Genomic DNA, 23,811 nt, shown 5'->3' with positions numbered 1-23,811 from the left:
GCTGGAGGCGGCGCACCGGGGGTATGTGATGGAGTCGGGGCTGATCACGATGAACGGCCAGGCCAGGGAGATGCTGGACGATCCGCGGGTGAAGGCGGCGTATCTGGGCGAAGGCTGATCCGTCCACCCCCGCATCACCGCGACCACGCCGCATGGTTCCGCCATGCGGCGTTTTTTATGGCGCCCATTGAACTCGCCGCGGCATCTTTGCTGTTAGGATTTGTCGTTCATTGTTTATTTCCCCAGCAAGGAGAACTGTATGAGCCAGACCGATGTAAAGATCCTCGGCATTTCCGGCAGCCTGCGCGCCAAGTCCTATAACACCGCCGCCCTGAAGGCGCTGCATGAACTGCTGCCGCCGGGCGTATCGCTCACCGAAGCGGATATTTCGGAGATCCCGCTGTACAACGAAGATCTGCGCGAACAGGGGTGGCCGCCCGCGGTGGAGCGCCTGCGCAAGCAGATCGAGCAGGCCGACGCCATCATCTTTTCCACGCCCGAATACAACTACTCGGTGCCGGGCGTGCTGAAGAATGCGATCGACTGGGCTTCGCGTCCGCCGCAGCAGCCTTTCGCCGGCAAGCCGGCCGCCATCATGGGGGCCAGCCCGGGCGTCATCGGCACGGCGCGCGCCCAGTACCACCTGCGCCAGATCGGCGTGTTCCTCGACTTGCAATTCATCAACAAGCCCGAAGTCATGATCGGCACGGCCGGCGAGCGTTTCGACGCCAGTGGCAAGCTGACCCATGAGCCCACCCGCGAATTCCTCAAGACGATGGTGACGGCATTGGCCGACCGTGTGCGCTTCTTGCGCCAGCGCAGCTGATGCCGGCGGCCTGGCGCCGCTGAGTTGAAACGAAAAGCGCAGCCTGCGGGCTGCGCTTTTTTTTCGGCCGGACGCCGGCGCGCTCAGGCGGCGTTGCGTGTCCGTACCCGGTTGCGCAGGCTGTGCACCTTGTCGTGGTTGAGCAGTACGCCCTGGTACTGGCGTTCCACGATCAGGCGCACATCGTCGGGCAGGTCCTGGCCCAGGGCCTGGCGGTAGACATGTACGGCGGTATCTTCGCAGCGTTCGCATTCGCCGAGGACGGCTGCGTCATCGAGGCCCATGATGGCCGATTTCAGGAGCATCCATTGCCGGTGCAGCGTGCCGCCGAAGGTGCTGTGGTTGGCCGGTTCGCCACCCAGGCGATGCACCAGGTCCTGCAGGTCCAGCACGGTCTGCGCGTACTCGGTGGCGCGCGCCATGAACAGCTCCTGGTAGTTCGCATGGCGTTCCGCGGCATCGTCGGCGCAGGTGCGGAAGCCCTTCTCGCCATCCTTGGAGATCTGGATCAGGTCGTTCAATGCGGAAATCAGACGATCGTTGGTCATGCGCGGCCTCCTTGTGCTTGTCGCCGCGGCAACGTTGCCCGGCGCGATGCTGCCATCCTAGGCAGCGCCTTGGGAGGCCGCCATCGGACGGCGGCGCAAGCGCTTGTAGGAATACCGGATCGCCCGTTCGATGGGATTTTGGCGCCCTGGAACCCAATGCTGATGCGGGTCTTCACGTTGTCCTACAAGACAATCGGGGGGCGTCCTATAGAGCGCAGCTGTAGTCGGTTGCTAACATTTTTCTCAACTTGCAACAGTTGACTGGATTCTACTTTTTGGAGGCGCATCCATGAACAGGAAGACGATCACCGGCCATTTCCAAGTGGCCCTGGGCAAAGTCCAGGAGCGATTCGCATCGATGACGGGCAATGCCGAATTGCAGCGGCAGGCTCTGCAGCGCCAGTCCGAGGGCAAGATCATGCATGCGGTAGGAGAAGCGCAGGAACTGATCCAGCGCTCGTTGCGCAGCGGAGTACGCCAATAATCCGGGCATAAGGAGAAGCGGGTGTCCGGTGGCGTGTTGGGTAGAAGCTGCCTTGGCGGCATTCGGAGAGCCAGGGCAGGATGGCAGGAGCCGGAAGGCATGGCGGGAGACAGGTTGCGGTAAAGGCAGTCGGCAGTCCGGCAAGATGAAAAAAGAAAACCAAAGGAGGCAATCATGGACAAGCTTGTGCTTGGATGGCTCTTGGGTGTGCCGTTGCTGATGCTGATCGTCCTGCAATACCTGGTGTGAAGGGACGGTGGCGTGGCCGTCGGATAAAACCGAACGAATGGAGAGCAGACATGCCTGCCAACAATATCAAGACTGTTCGCAACGACGTGCGGGCCTTGTTGCAGCAAGCCCAAGATCTTTTCGCCGAAGCTGCCGCGGCAACCGGCAAGAATGCGGACGAGTTGCGCGCGAAAGGGCAGCAAGTGCTGGACCAGGCCCTGAACACCGCGCAGGAGGCGCAGTCGACGATGTTGCAGACGGGGCGCCAGATCGTCACCACCACCGACGACTACGTGCAGTCCAACCCTTGGCGGGCAATTGCAATTTCCAGCAGCATCGGTTTGCTGGTCGGATTGGCGATAGGCCGTTGCGCCGACCGGAATTGACCTCGGCTCTCGCAGCAGGGCATGCCGGAGGCGGATGGCGCCACACCGGAGTGCGCCAAGCCATTGTCTGAACCATAACGGGCCTTTGGGTGCCAAGCCGGCGCCGGCCCTTTCCCTATGTCTATTTTTTAGGAGAGCAGAATGACGTTGAACAACATATCCCTGGTCCGGCGTTTCGCCGGTTTTTTCCTGGCGCTGCTGGTGGTGTCGCTGGTTGGATGCGCTTCCGGCCCGGGCAAGGAAGGCACCGGCGAATATGTCGATGATACGGTCATCACCACCAAGGTAAAGGCGGCGCTGTTCAATGAGCCGGATCTGAAGTCGGCGGAAATCAGCGTCGAAACGTATAAAGGGACTGTCCAGCTCTCCGGTTTCGTCTCCAGCGCGACCTCGGCCGCGCGCGCTACCGAAGTGGCGCGCGGCGTGAAGGGTGTGGTATCCGTGCGCAACGATTTGCAGCTGAGGCGGTAAGTCCGGGTTCCGGCTTGCTGCGGGTGCAACCGGCCCCGGGGCCGGTTGCACCCGTTCGCTTCCGCAGCAGTAACGGCGGCGGCATGTAGCGGGAGCAGACAGCAAATTGGGGGTGAGGTATAGTTGGAGGCCATTACACCAAGGCATTTCAAAGGTATTTCAAGGTTGATTGGACGGCCGGGGTGATGCGCAGCAAGGCCGGGGCGCCAGCCCCATGACAGCGCTTCTGATCCGATCAGGCCGTCAACCATCCGCCAGCAGTACAAGCGATGTCGCGGAATCAATATCACCGCTCAAATTACTATGACAAAAATACTTGTAGTCGATGACCACGCGGTCGTGCGGGCAGGTGTCCATCACTTCATCTCCGAAATCCCGGCCATGGAAGTCGGGGGCGAAGCCGGCACCGCCGAGGAAGCGATCCGCCTGGTGCGAACCCAGGACTGGGATATCGTGCTGCTCGACATCGCCATGCCGGACAAGAGCGGCGTGGAAGTGCTCAAGCAGATCAAGCGTGAAAAGCCCGACCTGCCGGTGCTGATGTTGAGCATGCATCCAGAGAGCCGCTACGCGGTGCAGGTGCTGCGCAGCGGCGCCAGCGGCTATGTGCAGAAGGAGGCGCTGGCCACGGAGCTGGTCAACGCCATCAACACCATCCTGCGCGGCCACAAGTACATCAGCTATGGCGTGGCCGAACTCCTGACCAGCGAACCGGTGGATTCGGAAAAGCCGCTGCACGAGACGCTCTCGCAGCGCGAATACGAAATCTTCTACAAGCTGGGGCAAGGCCAGGGCGTGACGCAAATCGCCGACGAACTGTGCCTTTCGGTCAAGACCGTCAGTACCTATCGTTCGCGCGTGCTGCAGAAAATGAGCATGACCAACAACGCGGATATCATTTATTACGCAATCAAGAACAACCTGATCGATTGATTGAACATGCCGGCCGTCCAGCCGGCGAGGCAAGGAGACATGCCCGGAGGGTTGGGCAGTATTAAAAGAGAAGATGGCAGACGATGGGCGACATCCTCAATTCCTGGGCGCAACGCGGCGCTGACGCGGCGCCCTTGCGGATCTTCCTGGTGGAGGATTCGGAGGACGTGCGCGACCTGATCGTGGAAAGCCTCGCTGAAATCACCGGCGTCAGCTTGGCGGGATATGCCGAAACCGAGGCGCAGGCGCTGCTGCATCTGCAGCACCACAGCTACGATGTGCTGATCCTGGACATCCAGCTGAAGCAAGGCAACGGCATGAGCCTGCTGCAGGCGCTGGCGCGCTTCGACGTCCGACGCCAGGACGAGGTCAAGGTCGTGTTCAGCAACCATGTCAGCCCGACCTACCGCCGCGTTGGCCTGCAATGCGGCGTGGGGTACTTCTTCGATAAATCTTCCGAACTGCCGCTGTTATACGATCTGCTTGAGAAGCTGGCGCGTGAAAAGATGGGAATGGCAAATTATGCGCCCGCCAATGCGCCGCCCGGCTCATCGTTGCCGGGCAGCATGTGAGTATTGCGGGGGCGTGGTCGCCATCGGTTCAAGAAAAACAGCTTCAACGAAAAGAAGCAGGGGATTCCCGACGATGCCAAAGAGAAACGGCAGCCTTCATCCGTCTTTTGCCGAGTTGCAGAAGAATTCATCGGTCGAGCACTTTGCCGCCTCCCAATCCAACTACAGCAGCATGGTGACATTGGCCATGGGCCTGTCCATGGCGGTGATTTTGTTCGGCATCGTGGTGGCGCTGGCCGGCACCTTCCTGGAAGCGGAATACCGCAAGCTGCTGGCCGAGCTGCTGGCCGTGAAGGGCGTGACGGCCGCCGGTTTCGTGCTGGGCGGCGGGGCGCTGTACCTGCGCTGCGTCAACGTGTCGATGCATAGCGCGCGGCTGGGCCTGCTGGTCAATCTCCTGGCGCTGCTGCTGTTGGTGTTGGGCGGGGCGACGCTGGTGCATGGCGGCCTGTATTGGCTGGGCTGGCTGCCGGTGGACGCGGCCCATCCGATTTCCCCGCTGGCGATCCCGCCCCTGCTGTCGGTCGGTTTCCTGCTGATGGCGGCGATCCTGCTGCTGCACGACTGGCGCCTGCTGGGCGGATATTACCCGTCCGAATACCTTTGCTTCGGCCTGGTGGGGCTCTCCGCGATCCCGCTGGTGGGTTATCTCTACGGCGTCAGCCAATTCATTTACCTGGACTTCTACCTGCCGGTGCCGCTGCTGTCCGCCATGGTGCTGGCGCTATTGGGCGCGGCGCTGCTGATGGCGCGGCCGGGCCATCCGGTGATGGCGGTGATCATGCGCATCGCGCCGGGCGGGCAGATGCTGCGCCGGCTGCTGCCGCAGACCCTGTTCCTGCTGCTGGCCTTCAGCCTGTTGCTGAACTGGGGCCTGGCCAACGGCTGGATCACGTCCGAATTGCTGCTGCCCACGCTGACGCTGGTCAACGGCGCGATCATCCTGTTCATCTTCTGGAGCTCGGCCGGCAAGCTCGACAGCGAATACGGCGAGCGCACGCGCAACGCGCAGAAGCTGGCCGAAACCAGCGCGCTGCTCAACGCCGTCAGCGAAAGCACCAGCGACCCGATCTTCGTGAAGAACCGACAGGGGCTGATGATCTTCGCCAATCCGGCCACGCTGCAAAAGCTCGGCAAGACCTGGGACGAAGCCATGTACCGCTCCAGCCGCGAGCTATACAGCCTGGCGGACGAGGCCGACCGCATCGACCGCGACGACCGCCGGGTGATGGCTTCGGGCAAGCCGGAGAAACTGGAGCAGACGCTGCACCTGCCGGAAGGCGTGATCACTTTCCAGACCGCCAAGGTGCCCTGGTTCGGCAAGGACGGCAGCGTACAGGGGGTGATCGGTATCAGCACCGACATCACCGAGCGCAAGCTGGCCGAGGATGTGCTGCGCCAGCGCGAGAGCCAGTTGGAGAAGACTGTGATCCAGCGCACCGCGCTGCTGCGCGAACTGACCAACCACCTGGAAACGGTGCGCGAAGAGGAAAAGCGCGCCATTGCGCGCGAGCTGCACGACAACATGGGCGCCGCGCTCACGGCCTTGTCGATGCATTTGGAAGGCGTGTACCAGGTACTGCCGGCCGACGACAAATGGCGCGACCGCAAGACCCGCATGCAGGGGCTGATGAAGTCGCTGGTGGCCACCACGCGGCGCATCCAGACGGAGCTGCGCCCCAACACACTGGATCTGTTCGGCTTGAAAGCGGCCATCTCGGAACAGCTGGAGGAATTGCACGAACGCACCGGCATCGCCTGCCATGCCAGCCTGCCGGACGAGGAAGTGGCGGTCGGGCATGAGATGGAGATCGCGATTTATCGCATGCTGCAGGAAGCGCTCAACAACGTCACCAAGCATGCCAAGGCCAGCAAGGTCGACGTCATACTCGACATCGACGAAGACCACGTGGCGCTGACCGTGCGCGATGACGGCGTGGGCATTCCCGAGGACCGGCGCGACAACCACAAGACCTATGGCCTGCGCGGCCTGCGCGAGCGCGCCACCTATTTCGGCGGCAAGGTCGATATCCGCTCCACGCCCGGCAAGGGCGCATTGATCACGATCAGCCTGCCGATCAGGCCGGAGATGGCGCCGCCGGCGGTGTAGGAGGTTTCCTACGCAAGAATCGGAAAGGGCCGATTTTGTGCCGCAGCATTTTCAGCGACCATGTTCCTGTCGTGCGGCAGAGTACAAGGACGCCGGGTTCTTGCCGGTTGCGCGATGCGTTCCCATTGCCGCATGCGTGGCCTTCCGGGAGGAATCATGAGAAAAACATTATTTGGATTCTGCCTGTTGGCGGGAATGTCGGCAGCGGTTTCGCCGGCCGGCGCGCAAAGCGCCGATATGCCGTTGGCGGAGGCAGCTTCGCGCTGGTCGTCGCCGTTGATGGAGCGCCACGCGCCGCCGGATTTTGCGCAGTTGCAGGCGTTGCGGCAGAAGAACTTCCGCTACATGGACATGGCCCAGGGCAAGCTCGGGAAATCGATCAGCGACGCCATCGGCAACGCCGTGATCGTCCGCAGGCCGGCGCACGTCGCGCCAGGCCGCACCGCACAGCCGCAATCCTCGCGCCACGCTACCCAGCCCGGCCGCGCCAGCACATCCGCGCTCCCGATGACTTGATACGGCAGAGCTGCCGTAAGCGGATGCAAGCGATGTAACGTTTGCCGGAATTTGCCCGCGGCGAGGAATTCAAGCCCTTTTTCGCCGTCAAACCTACTCCCACACTTCACAATGAGGTGCAGTCATGAAAACAATTCAAAAAACCGCTATCACTCTCACCGCACTGTTTGCCTTTTCGGCGCTGACCGGTTGCAGCAACATGTCTACGCGTGACAAGAACACCGCCATCGGCGCGGGTATCGGGGCAGTCAGCGGCGCCATATTGACTGGCGGCAGCGGCATCGGTACCGCCGGCGGCGCTGCCGTGGGCGGCGTGATCGGCAACCAGGTCGGCCGCTGATCCTGGCAGCACCGGCAACGGGAGCAAAAAGCCGGCTGAGCCGGCTTTTTTGTTGCATATCGTTCCGTTCAGGAAGCCCGGGAGGTTTCCCGGTAATCCTTGTAGATCCGTTTGGCGCGTTCCAGGTCTTCCTTCTTCGCGGCGCCGGCGTCGCTGCGGCAAGCCCTGGCTTCTTTGCCGCGCATGCCCTTGCAAGCCTGCAGGGCTTCGCCATGGGCGGCGTTGGCTTCCTTGAGCAGGTTCCGGTAGCGCGCTTTGGGGGTGTCGTCCGCCTTGTGCCAGCGGGCCGGATCGGCCTTGCTGACGTCTTCCTCGGCCGCATGGGCGAGGGGGGCGAACAGCGCCGCCGCGATGGCGAGCAAAGGGACTGCGAGGATGTTTTTCTTCATATGCTTACCTCATGAGGGAAATGGTCAAGGGCATCGGCAAGGCCGGATGCAAAAAGAACGCGGCGCGGCCGGTCACAGGTACCGGCCGCGCCGCGTTCCCATCCGCAGGACGGATGTTATCAGGCTTGGCTTGTGGAAACGGATTCTCCGTTTCCCCCGGTCGCAGGCGCCGGGGATGAGGATGTCAGAAGCGCATTTTCAGGTAGGCAGAAGGCCCGGTCAGCTTGACGTCGAAAGCGGCCTGCGAGTTGCCGCCATCGCGGTTGATGTGGATGCGAGTGATGCCGTAGTCGGCGCCGACGCCGATGTTTTTCAGCGGATACCACTCCACGCCCAGCGCCGCGCCGTAAATGTGGCCGGTGACCGAGCCCCAGTTCTTCTTCACGCCCGAGGCTTCGGCGTAGATACGCAAGTCCTTGCTGAAGGCGTGCTTCCAGCCCAGCTCCAGCAGCGGGGCGAAGGTCTTTTCGGTATCGCTTTGATTGAGCGACCCGGATGTGCCATTGAATACGCCGTTGGCCTGGATGTCGTAATGCGCACGGTAGTAGCCGGCGCCCAGGCCGATGCCGAAGACATCGTTGCCTGTGCCGAGCCACCACTTGTAGGCCAGCGAGGCGAAGTCGACTTCCAGGTTGGCGTTGGCGTCGCCGGCCAGGACCGCGGGCATGCCGCCCACATTGAACGTGCGGGAAGTGTTGTAGGTATAGTCGTTACGGTAACGGAAGTAGTCGAATGACAGCCCATGGCTATCGCCCAGCAACAGCTCGGCGCGCACGCGCGGCAGCGTGGTGCGGTTGCGTTCGATGTCGCCGGTTTCGGCTGAGCCGAATTGGGTATTGGCCCGGATGTTGAAGGTCGGGTCGACGTAGTAGCCGCCGACCGACAAGTTCAGTCGGTCCAGCGCCGGCGGTGGGTCCGCGCACGCGCTCCGGGAAAGCAAGAGCAGGACGATGGCGCCGGATGCAAGACAGAGCATGCGTATCCGTCGGATTGGGCGTGTCATGCGGAAGGTGGGCTGCAGGTCGGTAGGCATATGGAGCGGTCTCCGTGCGGTCGGTTTGCAGTCGTGCCGGCCTGGGAAGCCGCCAGCACGGTTCGTGCGAGCCCACATAGCTTAGGCTTTGTACCTTTGCGGGCGCGATCGGCGCGTACCGCGATTGCCTGTAAGAAAATGGAAAGGGGCTTGTCGGGGAAAACGGTAACGCCCATCTTGGTGCGGAATTTGCTTTGTTGTTTCGGCATGTCGCGCCGGCGGCGGCGCTTGTTTTACGGCGATGCATGTTTTTTGAACGGTAATGGGGTACTATTCCGGCCGTCAGGCGCATGTTGCCGTGCAGCGTAGCCGCTGGAGCGGGCAGTGTTTGACTTGGATCGCCTGCCGTTGTGAAACGGGGGCCTGGTCGCAACAAAAGCAGACAGCCAGTTCGTCCTTCTATGAAATCCGGTAGCCCATCGACCTCTTCCGCCGCCGGCGTCCGCGCGCTGCGTATCGTCATCGTCAATTCCGTGCCGCACCTGGAAGAAGACCATGATGCGGCCGCGCACGAGCAGGCGCAGCAGCGCGCCGAGGCGCTGCGGGCCGGGCTGCTGGACGCGGGATACAACATCATCGCCGCGCTGCCGGCCGACCTGTCGCTGCCGGACCGCATCGCCAGCCTGCAGCCGGACATGATCATCATCGAAGCCGAGTCCGACGCCCGCGACGTGCTGGAACATATCGTCATCGCCACCCGCGACGAACGCCGTCCCATCGTCATGTTCACCGAAGACGACGACACTTCCAGCATGGAAGCCGCCATGGCCGCCGGCGTGACCGCCTACATCGTGGCCGGCTTGCAGGCCGAGCGGGTCAAGCCGGTGCTGGATGTGGCGCTGGCGCGCTTTCGCCAAGAGCAGAAGCTGCTGGCCGAGCTTTCCGACACCAGGAACAAGCTGGCCGAACGCAAGCTGGTCGAGCGCGCCAAAGGGGTACTCATGGCGCGCAAGGGCATGTCCGAAGACCAGGCCTACCAGAAGCTGCGCAGCATGGCGATGAACCGCAACCTCAAACTCTCCGAAGTGGCCCAGCGTCTGCTGGATGCCGAGGATCTGCTGGGCTGAGCGTTTCTTCCTGCATCTTCCCTTCTTTTCTCTCCCGCCAATTTGGTGCAAAGCACAAATGAAGTGCGATGCGGCGTGCATTTTTTGTTTAGCACGCCATGCCTTTTCTCACTCCGGCATCGGCGGCAGGGCCCGTTCAGCCAGGCAATGCGGGGCATGCGGGATGCTTGCCATCTTTCTGGCACGGTCTTTGCTGAACATGCCGTCATAGCGCAACGAGTGCGCACAGATGCGGCCAACGGCGGCCGTGTCACCCAAGACAAAGGCGTCTTCCTGCATGCGGCATCGCGTGCTGGAGTACGCCTTTTTTGTTTGTCGATCAGCAATGGGGGAAGGCGATGGATTTCAACGAGCAGGCAGGCAAGGCAGCGGCAGGCGCAGTCGACGGCGAGCAAGTGGACGGCATGCGCCGCAAGATCATTCATACCGCGGGCATCGCGGCGGGAGCAAGCATGATGGGGCTGGCCAGCGGCGGCGCATGGGCCGCCGGTTCCGACAAACCGGAGAAGGAAGAAGTCAGGATCGGCTTCATCCCCCTGACCGACTGCGCCTCCGTGGTGATGGCCTCGGTGCTGGGTTTCGACAAGAAGTACGGCATCAAGATCGTGCCCAGCAAGGAAGCCTCCTGGGCCGGCGTGCGCGACAAGCTGACCAATGGCGAGCTGGATGCCGCCCACGTGCTGTACGGCCTGATCTACGGCGTGCAGTTGGGCATCGGCGGGCAGAAGAAGGACATGGCAGTGTTGATGGGCCTGAACCACAACGGCCAGGCCATCACGCTGTCCAAGAAACTGGCCGACAAGGGCGCGGTAGACGGCGCCTCGCTGGCCAAGCTGATGCAGGCCGACAAGCGCGAATACACCTTCGCCCAGACCTTCCCCACCGGCACCCATGCCATGTGGCTGTACTACTGGCTGGCCGCCAACGGCGTCAATCCGATGAAGGATGCCAAGGTGATCACCGTGCCGCCGCCGCAGATGGTGGCCAACATGCGGGTCGGGAACATGGACGGTTTCTGCGTGGGCGAGCCCTGGGGCCACCGCGCCATCGTCGACGGCGTGGGCATCACCGCCACCACCACGCAGGACATCTGGAAGGATCACCCGGAGAAGGTGCTGGGCAGCTCGCTGGAGTTCGTCAAGAAATACCCCAACACCTGTCGCGCGATGATGGCCGCCATCCTCGACGCCGGCAAATGGATCGACGCCTCGCTGGCCAACAAGAACAAGATGGCCGAGGTCATCGCCGACAAGTCCTACGTCAACACCAGCAAGGACGTGATCGACCAGCGCATCATGGGCCGCTACCAGAACGGCCTGGGCAAGACCTGGGACGATCCCAACTACATGAAGTTCTACAACGACGGCACGGTGAATTTCCCCTACCTGTCGGATGGCATGTGGTTCATGACCCAGCATCGCCGCTGGGGCTTGCTCAAGAGCGACCCGGACTACCTTGCCGTGGCCAAGTCGGTCAACCAGATCGACCTGTTCAAGGAGGCCGCCGCCATGACCAAGACGCCGGTGCCCAAGGACGTCATGCGCAGCTCCAAGTTCATGGACGGCACGGTCTGGGACGGCAAGAATCCTGCCGCCTACGCGCAGTCCTTCAAGATCAAGGTGTGATTGTCCATATTGCAGTGACGTCGAAGTGACGTGTTACGGGAAGGGGAACCGAAATGAGCGCAGTCATGGAAAACATCATCGGCGACGATGCCGCGCCGGCCGGCAATAGCGCACCGATCGAGCGCGCGCAGGCCGCCAACGAAGCGCAGGCGGCATCGGCCGGCCCGCGGGCGCCGAAGAGGAAATGGTCCGGCGCAGCGGCATTCATGCGCATCGCGCCGCCTGTGCTCGGCGTGGCGGTGCTGGTGCTGGTGTGGCAGATCATCGCCATGAAGAACAGCAGCTTCCCGACGCCGTGGGTGACGCTGCGGGAAGCGCTGAACATGTTCTCCGATCCCTTCTACCGCAACAGCCCCAACGACCAGGGCATCGGCTGGAACGTGCTGGCCTCGCTGCAGCGGGTGGGCATGGGCTTCGGCCTGGCGGCGGCGGTCGGTATTCCGCTGGGCTTCGCCATCGGCCGCGTGCAGTTCCTGTCAGCCATGTTCGGCCCCATCATCAGCCTGCTGAAACCGGTGTCGCCGCTGGCCTGGCTGCCGATCGGCCTGCTGGTGTTCAAGTCGGCCAACCCGGCGGCGATCTGGTCGATCTTCATCTGCTCGATCTGGCCGATGATCATCAACACCGCCGTAGGCGTGCAGCGCGTGCCGCAGGACTACATGAACGTGGCGCGCGTGCTGAACCTGTCGGAATGGAAGATCCTGACCAGGATCTTGTTTCCCTCGGTGCTGCCCTACATGCTGACCGGCGTGCGCCTGTCCATCGGCACCGCCTGGCTGGTGATCGTCGCCGCCGAGATGCTGACCGGCGGCGTGGGCATCGGCTTCTGGGTATGGGACGAGTGGAACAACCTGAACGTGCCGCACATCATCATCGCCATCGTCGTCATCGGCGTGGTCGGGCTGGTCCTGGAGCAGGCGCTGGTGGCGCTGGCGCGGGCCTTCACGTACGAGCAAGTCGGCAACTGAACGCGGGGGAAAGCATGGAAAACATCAACGGAAAATTCATCGACATCCACGGCGTGGAGATGGTGTTCCACACTAAAAAAGGCAGTTTCCACGCGCTGCGCGACATCAACCTGACGGTGGCCAAAGGCGAATTCCTCACGCTGATCGGCCACTCCGGCTGCGGCAAGTCGACGCTGTTGAACCTGATCGCCGGCCTGACCCGGCCCAGCGAAGGCGTCCTGCTGTGCGCCAACCGCGAGATCGGGGGCCCGTCGCCGGAGCGTGCGGTGGTGTTCCAGAACCATTCGCTGCTGCCCTGGCTGACCTGCTACGAGAACATCTACCTGGGCGTGGAGCGCGTGTTCGGCGCCGCCGAAGACCGCACCCAGCTGCGCGACCGCACGCGAGCGGCGCTGGCGCTGGTGGGGCTGTCTGCGGCCGAGGCCAAGCGCCCCAATGAAATCTCCGGCGGCATGAAGCAGCGGGTGGGCATCGCCCGCGCGCTGGCGATGGAGCCCAAGGTATTGCTGATGGACGAACCGTTCGGCGCGCTCGACGCGTTGACGCGCGCCCACCTGCAGGACGAGCTGCTCAAGATCGTGGCCAAGACCGGATCGACCGTGGTCATGGTGACGCACGATGTGGACGAGGCGGTGCTGCTGTCGGACCGCATCGTGATGATGACCAACGGCCCGGCGGCGACCATCGGCGAAATCCTTGAGGTCGGTCTGCCACGCCCGCGCGAGCGCGTTGCGCTGGCACAGGACCGGCAGTATTCCGAGTACCGCACCGCGGTGCTGGAATTCCTCTACCGCAAGCAGGCGCATCCGGCACGCGAGGCAGCGTGAGTCCGCTCCGTCCGGAGCCAACGACATCATCGAGGTGAACCATGTCCACCCAGGCCGCCGTGCAGGAAGCGCACGGCACCGTCCCGATCCCGATTGCCGCCGTCAACGATGCGCATGCGCGGCAGGAAGAACCTGCAGCCGATGACGATGGCGTCGTACCGCTGTCGGGCGAGATATTCGGCGCGCTGATCAACCTCTCGGGCCGTCGCCGCTTCACGTCGCAGCGGCTGGTGCTGTATGCGGTGCTGGGCGCGCAGGGCCACGAGGGCGCGGTGGCCATCGCGCGCGATGCGCTGGCGCTGTTTCGCGGCGCGCACGCGGCCTTGCTCAAGCGTTCCGGCGAGCTGCCGGGCGTGTTTTGTCCCGAACTGGAAGAAGTCTATTTCGGCAAAACGCAAGGCGATGCGCGGATCGTGCATTTCAGCGAACTGGCCGGGCGCACGCTCAACGCCATTGAAGACAAGCTCAAGGCGGCGCCGGAATTGCTGCAAGCGCTGGTGAAGGAGACCACGCCGCTGCTGGCGGTGCTCAACCAGATCACCGCGGTCTACGAAGAGCAATCCAAAAAGCATGCGCGGGTCATGCGCAACCAGTTGCGCGGCATCATGACCGATATCGAGACCATTGCGCGCGAAGCCAAGATGGTGGCCTTCAACGCCCGCATCGTGGCGGCCCGCTCGGGCCATGCGGGAAAGGAGTTCTCGGTGGTGGCGGGGGTGCTCTCCAACATCACCGGCGAGATCGACGAACTGGTCAAGGCGGCATTGAGCGGCGCGGCCGCCTGACGCAGCGCAAGCGTCGCGGCGCTTGCCTCAGGCCTTGCAAGCGGACCACGCCACCAGCAGCCATGCCGCCAGGAAGGCCGCACCGCCGATGGGCGTGATCGCACCCAGTACGCGGGTGCCGGTCAGCGCCAGCAGGTAGAGGCTGCCGCTGAAGAGCATGATGCCCGCCAGCATCAGGTTGCCGGCCCAGTGCATTAGCGCGCCGCCGAGCCGGGGCAGCAGCAGGGCGATGGCGATCATGCCCAGCGCATGCATGGCCTGGTAGGTGACGGCGGTATGCCAGATCGCCAGCATCTCGTCGGACAGCATCTTCTTCAGGCCGTGCGCGCCGAAGGCGCCGCAGCCGACGGCAATGAACATGTTGAGGGCGCCGGCGACGACGAGGGTGCGTTCATTCATGGATGCTTCCTTGTTACCTTGTTAGTAAGAATTGCCGCGACGTTCAGAACCCGATACGCTGGCCTTTGCCGATCCGGTATTCGTGCTTGAGCACGAACTGCGAGGTTGCGATCATGCCCGACAGGCCGAGGATCAGTTGCGTCAGGGTATCCTGCGGCAGCACCCAGACGGCGCCGGCCGGCGCCTGCACGCCGGTGGCCGCGCTCACCACCGGGCTGACCCACTCGGCTTCCTCGGTCACATCCAGCAGCACCTGGCCTTCGGCGGTGGTGTGCAGGTAGATTTCGCCGCCCAATTCCAGAGTGAAGCAGATGCCCTGGCCGGCATTGGCCGTATTGAGCTTGTTGCGCCAGACGACCGCCTGCAGCTCGCGGTTATAGGTCTCGATCCAGGTTTCGACTTCATGCACGTTCTGCAGCGCGATCCACGGCCGCGGCGCGGGGATGGTATCGGCGCCGCTGACGGCGTCGTCGGGGAACAGGGGCTCGGGCGGCTGGTCGGACATGGCTGGCAATCGGGTGGCGGCGCGGCAGGCGATATTTCGAAAACCTGCGAATGAAAAGCGAAAGTATATCGGATACGTCCGGACCAAAGCGTAAGGCGCGCCTGCCCGCGCGGGCCTGTAACGCCGGCCTTGTTGCAGGCGTGCCATGCGCCTGCATATCCCGCTTGCCGGAGCGGCGCGCAGGCGTTAGCGTAGCGGCTTTCCTCCCCACGAGAAGAAGAACATGCGCCATTCCGCCATCTTGTTCGCAGCCTGGCTCTTCACTGCCTGCGCGGCCAATGCCGATGCCCAGCAACTGGCAATGGATATCAACGAATCGGTCACATCGATCGACGTCACGGTCAAGGACCTGTACGGCAAGGAAGAAACCGGGAAGGTCGTGATCACTCAGTTCAAGCCTGACGGCCCCGGCCCATTTCCCATCATGATCCTGAACCACGGGCGCAGCCCGACCAACCGGAACGACCCGCCACGGATGCGTTATACCAGGCAGGTGCGCTATTTCATCGAGCGCGGTTTCGCGGTATTCGAACCGACGCGTATCGGTTACGGCCAATACAGCACCCAGTTCGATCCGGAAGACAGCGGCGGTTGCAGCGGCAAGGATTATGCGCCTATGGCCAAGGCCGCCAGCACGGAGATCCTGGCGGTGCTGGACTATGCCAGGCAGCAGTCCTACGTCGACCCGCAGCGCGTGCTGCTGGTGGGGCAATCGGTGGGCGGCTATTCGACGGTCGCCACGGCGGCGCTGGCGCCGGCCGGGCTGGTCGGCGCGATCAACTTCGCCGGCGGATCCGGCGGCGATCCGGTTTCACGTCCGGGCAACCCTTGCCAGCCGCAGCTGCTGGAAGACATGTATGCACGGTTCGGCAAGACCACCAAGGTGCCTACGCTGTGGATCTATACCGAGAACGACCTGTACTTCGCCCCGGTGCATAGCAAGGCCTGGCATGCCGCTTTCGAGAAAGCCGGCGGCACGGCCGACTACCATCTGCTGCCGCCGTTCGGAAAGAACGGGCACTTGCTGTTTTCCAACGGCATGGAGATCTGGTCGCCGATCGTGTCGGCGTTCCTGGAAAAGCTGGGATTCGCGGGGCAGCCGCTCAAGCGGTAACTGTCGGCCGGCGCGATTTTCCTTTGTGCTCTTTTCTTCCTGATGGCGCGGGCTAGCGGACGCCTGCCGCTGCGCCCAGCCTGTCAAAGTCGGCATCCAGCCGATTGAGCGCATCGGCGATATGCGCGCGGCGCGCCTTGATCCAGGCTTCCTGCTGCGTAACGCGCACTCCGGCCTCGCGCAGCATCCGATCCATTTCCGCCGGCTGGGGGCCGCCGGAGGTCGCGCGATTGCGCACGATGGCGACAGGATCGAGCGTGCTGCGGAATTCCTGCTCGGACATCGGTAGCGACGGCGGAAATTCGGAGCCCTGGACCGTTTGCGCATAGATCCGCTTGGCATCCGCGTAGGGAAAATCGAGCGGCCGGATATCCTTGGCTTTCGCATATTCCACGACTTCCGAGGCGAAGTGGTGGCCCACCCGGAACGGCAGCTTGTATTTGCGCATCAGGACGTCGGCCAGTTCCTGCGACGCGGTCCAGTCGCTGTTGAGTTCCTCAAGGGCGCGTTGCGGATCGATGACCAGCGCCGACAGGATGCGCTCCCAGTTGCGCAGCACCTTGGCCGCTGCCTGCACCATGGCGCTGTTGGCCCGGACTTCCTTGGGGTCGCTCATGCCGGGCGGGATATTGTGCGCTTCCAGTGTCGTGCCCATGGTCAGCGCCAGGGCCGTCGAGGCGTCGCGCCGCGTGCTGTTGAGCAGGCCGGGATTGCGCTTTTGCGGCATGGCGCTGGAGACGTAGGTGTTGTCGCCGCCTTCCTGCAGCAAGATCCAGGGGCGCGACTGCGCATACTGGGTCATGACATCCTGGATGAAGGCGCCCGCATGCAGCGCGATCGACGAAACGATGGCGCCGGCCTCCACCGGTTCATCCACGGACGAAAGCTGGGATGCATCGTAGGCGTTGTCGACGATGGCATTGAAGCCCAGGTAGTCCGCCATGCGCTTGCGGTTCAGCGGCCAGCTCGTGCCGTTCAGGACGGTGGTGCCCATCGACGAGCGGTCGATGCGCGCGTAAGCCTCGCGGATGCGCTGCGCGTCGCGATCCAGCGCCGCGGCGAATCCCAGCAGGTAGTGGCCGTAGCTGTTGGGTTGCGCGGCCACGCCATTGGTGTAATTGGGAACGATCGTGTCGCGCTGGCGTGCCGCCAGCTTCACCAGGGCATCGGTGGTCTTGTTGAGCTGCTCGGCCAACCCAAGCATGTCGTCGCGGAGGATGGCCGAGCGCATGGTGGCCAGCATGTCCTGGCTGGAGCGGCCCGCGTGCAACAGCGTGATCTGCGGTCCTGCGGCCTGGATCAGCAGCGGCTCGAAGGTGATGACGTTGGCAGGGCGCTTGGCGCCGGGCTGCTCGGCGTCGGCGAGCACCTTGCGGATGCCGTTGACGACCAGGGGCGTCATCGATTTGTCCAGCAGCCCTTCGTCGGTGTTGATGACCGCGCTGGCCTTGTTGATTTGGCCCAGCCAGAAGAATTCATCGTGTTGCGGCTGTTTTTGTTGGGCCAAGACATGGTTGCCGAGGACGAGGAGCGTCGCAGCAAGAGTGAGGGACGATTTACGGAACACTTGGAACTCCGGAGCGGGTCGGGGCGGCGGGATTTGCTTTATGGCGGCATCAGCGGCAATTGTAGCGATAACTGCTGAATCCATGGCGTGTAGGGCGATGGGATATGCGCGCTGCCACGGCATTCCGCTAGAATCAATGCGCAGTTCAAGAGAGGTCGCAGACCTTTGCCAGTTTGCGGCTACGGGGTGTTTCTTTTATTGGAATGAGGGAGATTTTCATGAAAAAGGGCGTTCTTTTCTTATCGCTCGCAATTCTCTCTTCGCTGGTGACATCAGTTGTCTATGCGAAGAATTGCGGTACGAACGGTTGCATGGACAAAGGCAAATGTATTGAGCGTCCTCCAAGCGACAAGGCTGCTTGTACTGTTGGCAAGTAAGGGATAAGCAAAGCGCTTGCGATAGTCATCGAAGTCGCGGAAATCGATGACTGGGTCGTTTTGATAGCGTTGTGGAAAAGCAAAATAAAAAAGGCAGGCCGCGCATTTGCACGGCCTGCCTTTTTCTTTTTATATGAGCATTGTCGATCCAAATGCCGAAAAACAAAAAGGGCTCCAGCGAACTGGAGCCCTTCGTATTTCTGGTAGGCCGTGCGGGACTCGAACCTGCGACCAACGGATTAAAAGTCCGCTGCTCTACCAACTGAGCTAACGACCCGAAAGACCGCAATTATAGGCAAACTTCATTGGCGGTGTCAAATCATTGCGTGAAACACTATGCGTTATGCAACAACCGCGGCCAAGTTGGCCTGCCGCGGGATGCTTACTTCAGCGAAGGCAGGCGTTCCTTGGCGGTTTGCGCGGCCGGGCTGTTCGGGTATTTCGCGATCAGTTGTTCCAGCGTCTTCTTCGCCGCGGCCTTGTCCTTCAGTTCGGCCTGCGAGCTGCCGATGTTGAGCAGGGCGTCGGCGACCTTGGGGTTGTCGGGATAGTTCTTCACGACGCTTTGCTGGGCCGCGATGGCGCCCTTGTAGTCGCGCTGGGCGTACAGGGAATTGCCTTGCCAGTATTGCGCCGAGGCGGCGTAGCCCGATTGCGGGTAGCGCTTGATGAAGTCGCCGAAGGCCTTGGCCGCGCCCTTGTAGTCGCCGCCCTTGAACTGGGACAGCGCGGCGTCATAGGCTTGCTGTTCGGTGACGCCGACGGCAACCGTCTGGCCGTCGACATTGACCTGTTGCGGTTCGAGCTTGCGCAGGCGCGCGTCGAGGTCAACGTAAAAATCTTTTTGCCGCTGCTGGGCGTTGGTGATCTCGTTGGTCAGCACTTCGATCTGGCCGCGCAGCGCCGAAATCTGCGATTGCAGGTTGTCGTTGCGGTCAGAGAGGGTGAGCGCGCTGTTCTTGTCGGCTTTGTTGGCGACATCGCGTTGCAGGGCTTCGATCTTGGCGCGGATGTCCAGGATCGCCTTGCGCGCTTCGTCGTCGTCGAACAGGCCGGCATGGGCGGTGAGCGGTAAATAAGCCGCGGCAGCCAGCACGGCTGCCACGGTTACCGATTTCAGTTTGAAAGCGGTACGCATGTCGATCACTGGTAAGCGATGTCGGCGCGGCGGTTTTCAGCGTAGGACGCTTCATCCTGGCCCAGTGCCTTCGGCTTTTCCTTGCCGAAGGAGACGGCTTCGACTTGCGATTCCGACACGCCCAGCAGCACCAGCGCCTTGCGCACGGCTTCGGCACGCTTCTGGCCCAGGGCCAGGTTGTATTCGGCGCCGCCGCGATCGTCGGTGTTGCCTTGGATGATTACCTTACGGTCCTTGTGGGCCACCAGGTACTTGGCGTGGTTTTCCACGACCGAACGGTATTCGTCCTTGACGGTGTAGCTGTCGTAGTCGAAGTAGACGCTACGCTTGGCCAGGACGCCTTGCGGGTCGTTCAGCGGGTCGGCGGAGCCGGCGTTGACGGTGCCGACGGCACGCGTGTCGACGCCGTTGGCGCCGGCGCGGTTTTCAACCGGGGCGTTCTTGTCGTCCAGTTTGGTCGACGAGCAGGCTGCCAGCAGAACGGCGCTGGAAACGAGGATGGCGAGGGTGCTGATAGTACGCATTTTGGATTTCTCCTGTCGTGATGAATGTGGATGTTGGATTTCTTTATTTCATGAACGGACCCCAGGTCGGTTCCCTGATATCACCGGCCTGTGTAGTCAAACGCTGCTTGACGCGGCCATCGACGGAGACAATGGCCAGGGATCCGCGACGACCAGCCTCCGTCGCGTACATGATGTATTTGCCGTTGGGGGCAAAGCTGGGCGATTGGTCACGGCTGCCATCGGACAGGCGCTGTTCCTGGCCGTTGGTCAGGTCCAGCGCGTACAGCTGGAACTGGCCGTCGCGACGAGAGATGAAGGCCAGCGTCTTGCCGTCGGGTGAGATGCGCGGGCTGATGTTGTAGCTGCCGTTGAAGGTGACGCGCTGGGCGTTGCCGCCGTCCACGCTCACCCGGTAGATCTGCGGGCCGCCGCTGCGGTCGCTGGTGAAGTAGATGCTGCCGCCGTCAGGCGAGAAGCGCGGTTCGGTATCGATGCCGGAGGTATTGGTCAGGCGGCGCAGGCCGGAACCGTCGGCATTGATCACGTAGACCTGGGTCAGGCCGTCGCGCGACAGCGCCACCGCCAGGCGCGAACCGTCGGGCGACCACGACGGGGCCGAGTTGCTGCCCTTGAAGTTGGCGACGATGGAGCGCTGGCGGGTCACCAGGTTCTGGATATAGATGATCGGTTTCTTGGCCTCGAACGAGACGTAGGCGACCTTGGTGCCGTCGGGCGACCAGGACGGCGAAATGATGGGCTCGTTCGAAATCAGCGCGACCTGCCGGCCTTCGCCGTCGGCGTCGGCCACTTCCAGGCGGTATTCGCTGCCCGACTTGGTCACGTAGGAAATGCGGGTCGAGAAGATGCCGGGGATGCCGGTCAGCTTCTGGTAGATGTCGTCGGCGATCTTGTGCGCGGTCAGGCGGATCAGTTGCTGCTGGCTGCCGAAGGACAGCGCCGAGAGCTGGCTCGACTGCACGGTGTCGAACAGGCGGTAGCGCACGTCGAAGCGGCCGTCGGCCAGGCGCTGCACGCTGCCCACGGCCAGCGCGTTGGCACCGCGCTTTTGCCAGTCGGCGTAGTTGATTGCGGACGAATCGGACAGCGCGTCGCTGTTGTCGATCAGCTTGAAGATGCCGCTGCGGGCCAGGTCGGCCTTGACGATGGAAGTGATCTGCTGCGGCGCGGCTTCTTCGCCGGGAAAGGCGGCCACGGCGACGGGGATCTGGGTAGCGCCCACGCCGGTGATCTCGAAGCGCAACTGCGCCTGCGAGGCCGGCGCAAAGGACAGGCTGGCGGCGGCGACGGCAATGCTGGTCAGGTAACGGACATTTATCATCGTTTACTGATCTTTCGGGTAATGGGTGAAAGTAAAGCTGGACGGCACCTTGCCATCCTTGTCCGCCGGGAACGGCTGCGACTTCATGATGGCCTGGCGCACCGCGTCGTCGAAGCCGGGCAGGCCCGACGCCTTGAGGGTACGCACGCTGCGTACCGTTCCGTCCGGGAACAATTCGACAGTGTACTCCCCGGCGGGGTTTCCGCTCAGGTTGGCGGGCACGTCGAAGATCGTATTGGAACGGATCTTGGCGCGCAGCTTGTTGGCGTAGTCCGGGGTGCCCTTGGGCCCTTGCGACTTCTCGGCCGTGCCATTGCCGCCGGTGGCGCTGGTGGCCTGGCCCATCATCCGCTTCAGGTCTTCCTGGCGGCGCGCCTCGGCGGCCTTGGCGTCGGCTGCCGCCTTCTTCTTGTCGGCGGCCTGCTTCTCGGCTTCAGCCTTCTTCTTGGCTTCTTCCTCTTTCTGCTTTTCTTCCTTCAGCTTCTTCTGCTTGTCAGCTTCGAGCTTTTCCTTCTTCTCGCGTTCGGCCTTTTCCTTCTCAGCCTTCTCTTTTTCAGCCTTCTCTTGCTTTTCCTGCTGTTCCTTCTTCTCCAGCTCCTGCTTGCGCTTCTTTTCCTTTTCCAGGGCGATATCGGGCTTCTCGACCTTGGGTTCGTCGATCACCTTGGGCGGCTGGGGCTTGGGTTCGGGCTGGACCTTCGGCTGCGGCTCGGGTTGCGGTTCCGGCTGGGGCTGAACGGGCAGGGGCGCCGCTTCCTTGTATTGCGGATCCCAGATCTCGGCCTCGACCGTCAGCGGCGTCTCGTTCTGCCAGCGGATGCCGATCCAGAAGAACAGGAAGAGCGCGACGTGCATCACCAGCGCCAGCGCGATGGCGCGCCAGCGGCCGGGAGGCCTGGGGATGTTGTACGGAGAGTTGTCGCTCATGGTGACTGCTTGCTAGCTGCTTGTTTGGCGCTTACTTGGTGGCCAGGCCGACGCGCGCGATCCCCTGTTTCTTGGCTTCGGAAATCACCTGCACCACTTCGTCGTACTTGATTTCCTTGTCGGCCGAGATCATCACGGCCAGGTCCGGATTGTCGGCGTGCAATGCCTGCAGGCGTTCGGCCAGGTCGACCTTGCCGGTCACGGTTTCGGCTTTCTTGCCGCCGCTCTTGGGGCCGTTGATGCGGATCGTGGCCTGGGTGTTGGGCTTCAGGGCGATCTCGATGTAGTCGGCCGGCGGCTGCGTGGACTTGCCGGCGGTCGGCAGGTTGATCACGCTCGGGTTGGTAATCGGCGCGGCGACCATGAAGATGATCAGCAGCACCAGCATCACGTCGATGTAGGGAACGACGTTGATCTCTGACTTGAACTTGCGGGTACGGCCCCCGCGCATCGATGAGCCGGCCATTAGCGTGCCTGACGTTGCAAGATGTTGGAGAATTCTTCGATGAAGCTTTCGAAACGGATCGCCAGGCGGTCGATGTCGTGCGAGTAGCGGTTGAAGGCGACCACGGCCGGAATCGCTGCGAACAGGCCGATGGCGGTGGCGATCAGCGCTTCGGCGATGCCGGGGGCGACCGCCGCCAGCGTGGCCTGCTGCACGTTGGCCAGGCCGCGGAAGGCGTTCATGATGCCCCACACGGTGCCGAACAGGCCGACGTAAGGGGAGACCGAGCCGACCGAGGCCAGGAAGGCCAGGTGCGATTCCAGCGCATCCATTTCGCGCTGGTAGGCGGCGCGCATGGCGCGGCGGGCGCCGTCGAGCAGGGCGCCGGAATCGACCGCGCCGCCGCGGGCGGTGACCGAGGCCTTGGCCTTGTTGAATTCGCCCATGCCGGCCTGGAAGATGCGTTCCAGCGCGCCGCCACTGCCGCCGGCCTTGCGGCGGTTGGACAGCGCATCCTGGTACAGCGCGGCGAGGTTGCCGCCGGACCAGAACACGCGTTCGAACTCTTCGGTCTGCACGCGGGCGCTGCGGATGGCGAACATCTTGCGGAAGATGTAGGTCCAGCTGATGACCGAGGCGGACAGCAGCAGCAGCATCACCAGTTGCACCAGGACGGACGCGTTGGCGATCAGCGAAATGAAGGACAGGTCTTGTGTGACGTTCATGGGGAGTGTGGCGGCTAAAAGGGCAGCGATTTAAAGAACTGCAAAAAAGACTGCAAAAAAGAACTGTGGATCAGAAGGGCTTAATTGTAAGAGCAAACATTTCGGTTCCAATACCGGGGCCCGTCAGGGACAGGCCGCCGGCGGACTGCATATTCTTTGTGCCTGCGCATTCATGGGGCCTCCTGCCGGGCCGGCGCCGGAGCGTCCTTGATGCGCGAAAGCAGTTCTGCGGGAATCGGTTGCGGGCGGAAGCTTGCGGCATCGACGCAGACCACGGTGATGCGTCCGCGGGCCAGTAATGTTGCTTCCTGGTTAATTTCTCCGGCGGCGCCGTTCCCCGACGGCAGGCGCCAGGCTTCCTGGACAAATTCGATGGAAGCGTTTCGGAGCTTTTCGACCACGACGGTGAGCCTGAGTTCATCGTCCAGGCGGGCCGGGGAGAGATAGTCGACGCTGGTGGACTTGACCACGAAGATGGCGCCGGTGGTGTCGGCCAGGCGCTGCTGCTGGAAACCGAAGGAGCGCAGCCATTCGGTGCGGGCGCGCTCGAAGAACTTCAGGTAGTTGGCGTAGAAGACGACACCGCCGGTGTCGGTATCTTCGTAGTAGACGCGGATTTTCCAGTCGAACGGACTACTGGCGGCACTCATATGCTTCTTGT

At 62.7% G+C, this 23,811-nt stretch carries 29 protein-coding genes, 1 tRNA gene and 1 pseudogene; 16 read left to right on the top strand and 15 right to left on the bottom strand.

All coding sequences use genetic code 11. The features are described 5' to 3' along the window. Both J7548_RS18700 and J7548_RS18695 read left to right on the top strand, forming a co-directional pair. A pseudogene (locus J7548_RS18700) lies at window positions 1-118 on the top strand (ABC transporter ATP-binding protein); the annotation flags it as partial. 141 nt (window positions 119-259) lie between these two features. Beyond that, on the top strand, window positions 260-826 hold the full coding sequence (locus J7548_RS18695) for an NAD(P)H-dependent oxidoreductase (protein ID WP_290977568.1): 567 nt from the start codon (window positions 260-262) through the stop codon (window positions 824-826). Window positions 827-909: 83 nt separating this feature from the next. Here J7548_RS18695 and J7548_RS18690 read toward each other — a convergent pair whose 3' ends face one another. Beyond that, window positions 910-1,374, bottom strand: coding sequence for a PA2169 family four-helix-bundle protein (locus tag J7548_RS18690; RefSeq protein ID WP_290977566.1), 465 nt, complete (start codon window positions 1,372-1,374; stop codon window positions 910-912). 289 nt (window positions 1,375-1,663) lie between these two features. Between J7548_RS18690 and J7548_RS18685 the strand changes: the two genes are divergently transcribed. The 8 genes from J7548_RS18685 to J7548_RS18650 all read left to right on the top strand — a co-directional run bounded on the left by J7548_RS18685 (window position 1,664) and on the right by J7548_RS18650 (window position 7,414). Continuing rightward, window positions 1,664-1,858, top strand: a complete 195-nt coding sequence (locus J7548_RS18685; RefSeq protein ID WP_290977564.1) for a CsbD family protein — start codon at window positions 1,664-1,666, stop codon at window positions 1,856-1,858. 299 nt (window positions 1,859-2,157) lie between these two features. Further along, window positions 2,158-2,472 carry a DUF883 family protein gene (locus J7548_RS18680; protein ID WP_290977562.1) on the top strand — a complete coding sequence of 105 codons (315 nt, stop codon included), beginning with the start codon at window positions 2,158-2,160 and terminating at the stop codon, window positions 2,470-2,472. Between the two features lie 141 nt (window positions 2,473-2,613). Further along, window positions 2,614-2,943: a BON domain-containing protein gene (locus J7548_RS18675; protein WP_290977560.1), complete on the top strand. Its 330-nt coding sequence runs from the start codon at window positions 2,614-2,616 to the stop codon at window positions 2,941-2,943. A 303-nt stretch (window positions 2,944-3,246) separates the two neighbouring features. After that, entirely contained in the window at window positions 3,247-3,876 is a 630-nt protein-coding gene (locus J7548_RS18670; RefSeq protein WP_290977558.1) for a response regulator transcription factor, read from the top strand. An 83-nt stretch (window positions 3,877-3,959) separates the two neighbouring features. Continuing rightward, entirely contained in the window at window positions 3,960-4,448 is a 489-nt protein-coding gene (locus J7548_RS18665; RefSeq protein ID WP_290977556.1) for a response regulator, read from the top strand. Between the two features lie 73 nt (window positions 4,449-4,521). Next, the gene (locus J7548_RS18660) at window positions 4,522-6,558 is read left to right on the top strand and encodes a PAS domain-containing protein (RefSeq protein ID WP_290977554.1); all 2,037 of its coding nucleotides are present in this window, start codon (window positions 4,522-4,524) and stop codon (window positions 6,556-6,558) included. 156 nt (window positions 6,559-6,714) lie between these two features. After that, complete coding sequence (locus J7548_RS18655) at window positions 6,715-7,074, top strand: hypothetical protein (RefSeq protein ID WP_290977552.1); 360 nt, start codon at window positions 6,715-6,717, stop codon at window positions 7,072-7,074. A 124-nt stretch (window positions 7,075-7,198) separates the two neighbouring features. Then, the gene (locus tag J7548_RS18650) at window positions 7,199-7,414 is read left to right on the top strand and encodes a prenyltransferase (protein ID WP_290977550.1); all 216 of its coding nucleotides are present in this window, start codon (window positions 7,199-7,201) and stop codon (window positions 7,412-7,414) included. A gap of 68 nt (window positions 7,415-7,482) precedes the next feature. On the opposite strand, the gene J7548_RS18645 is transcribed toward J7548_RS18650, so the two are convergent. Both J7548_RS18645 and J7548_RS18640 read right to left on the bottom strand, forming a co-directional pair. Then, complete coding sequence (locus J7548_RS18645; RefSeq protein ID WP_290977548.1) at window positions 7,483-7,803, bottom strand: hypothetical protein; 321 nt, start codon at window positions 7,801-7,803, stop codon at window positions 7,483-7,485. Window positions 7,804-7,987: 184 nt separating this feature from the next. Next, complete coding sequence (locus tag J7548_RS18640) at window positions 7,988-8,779, bottom strand: hypothetical protein (protein ID WP_290977546.1); 792 nt, start codon at window positions 8,777-8,779, stop codon at window positions 7,988-7,990. Window positions 8,780-9,237: 458 nt separating this feature from the next. Between J7548_RS18640 and J7548_RS18635 the strand changes: the two genes are divergently transcribed. After that, window positions 9,238-9,903, top strand: a complete 666-nt coding sequence (locus tag J7548_RS18635; RefSeq protein ID WP_290977544.1) for an ANTAR domain-containing protein — start codon at window positions 9,238-9,240, stop codon at window positions 9,901-9,903. A 108-nt stretch (window positions 9,904-10,011) separates the two neighbouring features. Here the strand turns inward: J7548_RS18635 and J7548_RS18630 are convergent, their stop codons facing one another. After that, window positions 10,012-10,182: a hypothetical protein gene (locus J7548_RS18630; RefSeq protein ID WP_290977542.1), complete on the bottom strand. Its 171-nt coding sequence runs from the start codon at window positions 10,180-10,182 to the stop codon at window positions 10,012-10,014. A gap of 173 nt (window positions 10,183-10,355) precedes the next feature. Here J7548_RS18630 and J7548_RS18625 point away from each other — a divergent pair, with 173 nt between their 5' ends. From J7548_RS18625 to J7548_RS18610, 4 genes are read left to right on the top strand one after another with little or no spacing between them, the layout of a single operon-like run. Continuing rightward, complete coding sequence (locus J7548_RS18625; RefSeq protein WP_290977572.1) at window positions 10,356-11,528, top strand: CmpA/NrtA family ABC transporter substrate-binding protein; 1,173 nt, start codon at window positions 10,356-10,358, stop codon at window positions 11,526-11,528. Between the two features lie 53 nt (window positions 11,529-11,581). After that, a complete protein-coding gene (gene ntrB, locus J7548_RS18620) occupies window positions 11,582-12,496 on the top strand; it encodes a nitrate ABC transporter permease (RefSeq protein ID WP_290977540.1) in 915 nt (304 codons plus the stop codon). A gap of 14 nt (window positions 12,497-12,510) precedes the next feature. Further along, the gene (locus tag J7548_RS18615) at window positions 12,511-13,323 is read left to right on the top strand and encodes an ABC transporter ATP-binding protein (protein ID WP_290977538.1); all 813 of its coding nucleotides are present in this window, start codon (window positions 12,511-12,513) and stop codon (window positions 13,321-13,323) included. 41 nt (window positions 13,324-13,364) lie between these two features. Then, a complete protein-coding gene (locus J7548_RS18610) occupies window positions 13,365-14,108 on the top strand; it encodes a type IV pili methyl-accepting chemotaxis transducer N-terminal domain-containing protein (RefSeq protein WP_290977536.1) in 744 nt (247 codons plus the stop codon). A gap of 27 nt (window positions 14,109-14,135) precedes the next feature. On the opposite strand, the gene J7548_RS18605 is transcribed toward J7548_RS18610, so the two are convergent. Together J7548_RS18605 and J7548_RS18600 are read right to left on the bottom strand one after the other, a co-directional pair. After that, window positions 14,136-14,507, bottom strand: coding sequence for a DUF423 domain-containing protein (locus J7548_RS18605; RefSeq protein ID WP_290977534.1), 372 nt, complete (start codon window positions 14,505-14,507; stop codon window positions 14,136-14,138). Between the two features lie 43 nt (window positions 14,508-14,550). Beyond that, the gene (locus J7548_RS18600; protein WP_290977532.1) at window positions 14,551-15,012 is read right to left on the bottom strand and encodes a hypothetical protein; all 462 of its coding nucleotides are present in this window, start codon (window positions 15,010-15,012) and stop codon (window positions 14,551-14,553) included. Between the two features lie 223 nt (window positions 15,013-15,235). On the opposite strand from J7548_RS18600, the gene J7548_RS18595 reads away from it, so the two are divergent. Next, a complete protein-coding gene (locus J7548_RS18595) occupies window positions 15,236-16,126 on the top strand; it encodes a prolyl oligopeptidase family serine peptidase (RefSeq protein ID WP_290977530.1) in 891 nt (296 codons plus the stop codon). A 52-nt stretch (window positions 16,127-16,178) separates the two neighbouring features. On the opposite strand, the gene J7548_RS18590 is transcribed toward J7548_RS18595, so the two are convergent. The 9 genes from J7548_RS18590 to ybgC form a co-directional block, all read right to left on the bottom strand. After that, complete coding sequence (locus tag J7548_RS18590; protein ID WP_290977528.1) at window positions 16,179-17,816, bottom strand: lyase family protein; 1,638 nt, start codon at window positions 17,814-17,816, stop codon at window positions 16,179-16,181. Between the two features lie 455 nt (window positions 17,817-18,271). Continuing rightward, a tRNA-Lys gene (locus J7548_RS18585) sits at window positions 18,272-18,347 on the bottom strand. Window positions 18,348-18,452: 105 nt separating this feature from the next. Next, window positions 18,453-19,208 carry a tol-pal system protein YbgF gene (gene ybgF / locus J7548_RS18580; protein ID WP_290977526.1) on the bottom strand — a complete coding sequence of 252 codons (756 nt, stop codon included), beginning with the start codon at window positions 19,206-19,208 and terminating at the stop codon, window positions 18,453-18,455. A gap of 5 nt (window positions 19,209-19,213) precedes the next feature. Then, on the bottom strand, window positions 19,214-19,732 hold the full coding sequence (gene pal / locus J7548_RS18575) for a peptidoglycan-associated lipoprotein Pal (protein WP_290977524.1): 519 nt from the start codon (window positions 19,730-19,732) through the stop codon (window positions 19,214-19,216). 43 nt (window positions 19,733-19,775) lie between these two features. Beyond that, window positions 19,776-21,053 (bottom strand): Tol-Pal system beta propeller repeat protein TolB, encoded by a 1,278-nt coding sequence (gene tolB, locus J7548_RS18570; RefSeq protein ID WP_290977522.1) that lies wholly within the window; start codon window positions 21,051-21,053, stop codon window positions 19,776-19,778. A 3-nt stretch (window positions 21,054-21,056) separates the two neighbouring features. Beyond that, window positions 21,057-21,980: a cell envelope integrity protein TolA gene (tolA, locus tag J7548_RS18565; RefSeq protein WP_290977520.1), complete on the bottom strand. Its 924-nt coding sequence runs from the start codon at window positions 21,978-21,980 to the stop codon at window positions 21,057-21,059. Between the two features lie 31 nt (window positions 21,981-22,011). Next, a complete protein-coding gene (locus tag J7548_RS18560) occupies window positions 22,012-22,446 on the bottom strand; it encodes a biopolymer transporter ExbD (protein ID WP_290977518.1) in 435 nt (144 codons plus the stop codon). After that, window positions 22,446-23,150 (bottom strand): protein TolQ, encoded by a 705-nt coding sequence (gene tolQ / locus J7548_RS18555; RefSeq protein WP_290977516.1) that lies wholly within the window; start codon window positions 23,148-23,150, stop codon window positions 22,446-22,448. Before tolQ ends, J7548_RS18560 begins: the two co-directional genes overlap by 1 nt. A gap of 170 nt (window positions 23,151-23,320) precedes the next feature. Continuing rightward, entirely contained in the window at window positions 23,321-23,800 is a 480-nt protein-coding gene (ybgC, locus tag J7548_RS18550; protein ID WP_290977514.1) for a tol-pal system-associated acyl-CoA thioesterase, read from the bottom strand. Between the last annotated feature and the right edge of the window lie 11 nt (window positions 23,801-23,811).

The organism is Herbaspirillum sp., assembly GCF_017744395.1.
GTDB lineage: Bacteria > Pseudomonadota > Gammaproteobacteria > Burkholderiales > Burkholderiaceae_D > Herbaspirillum.
This window is presented reverse-complemented; position numbering and strand designations above follow the sequence as displayed.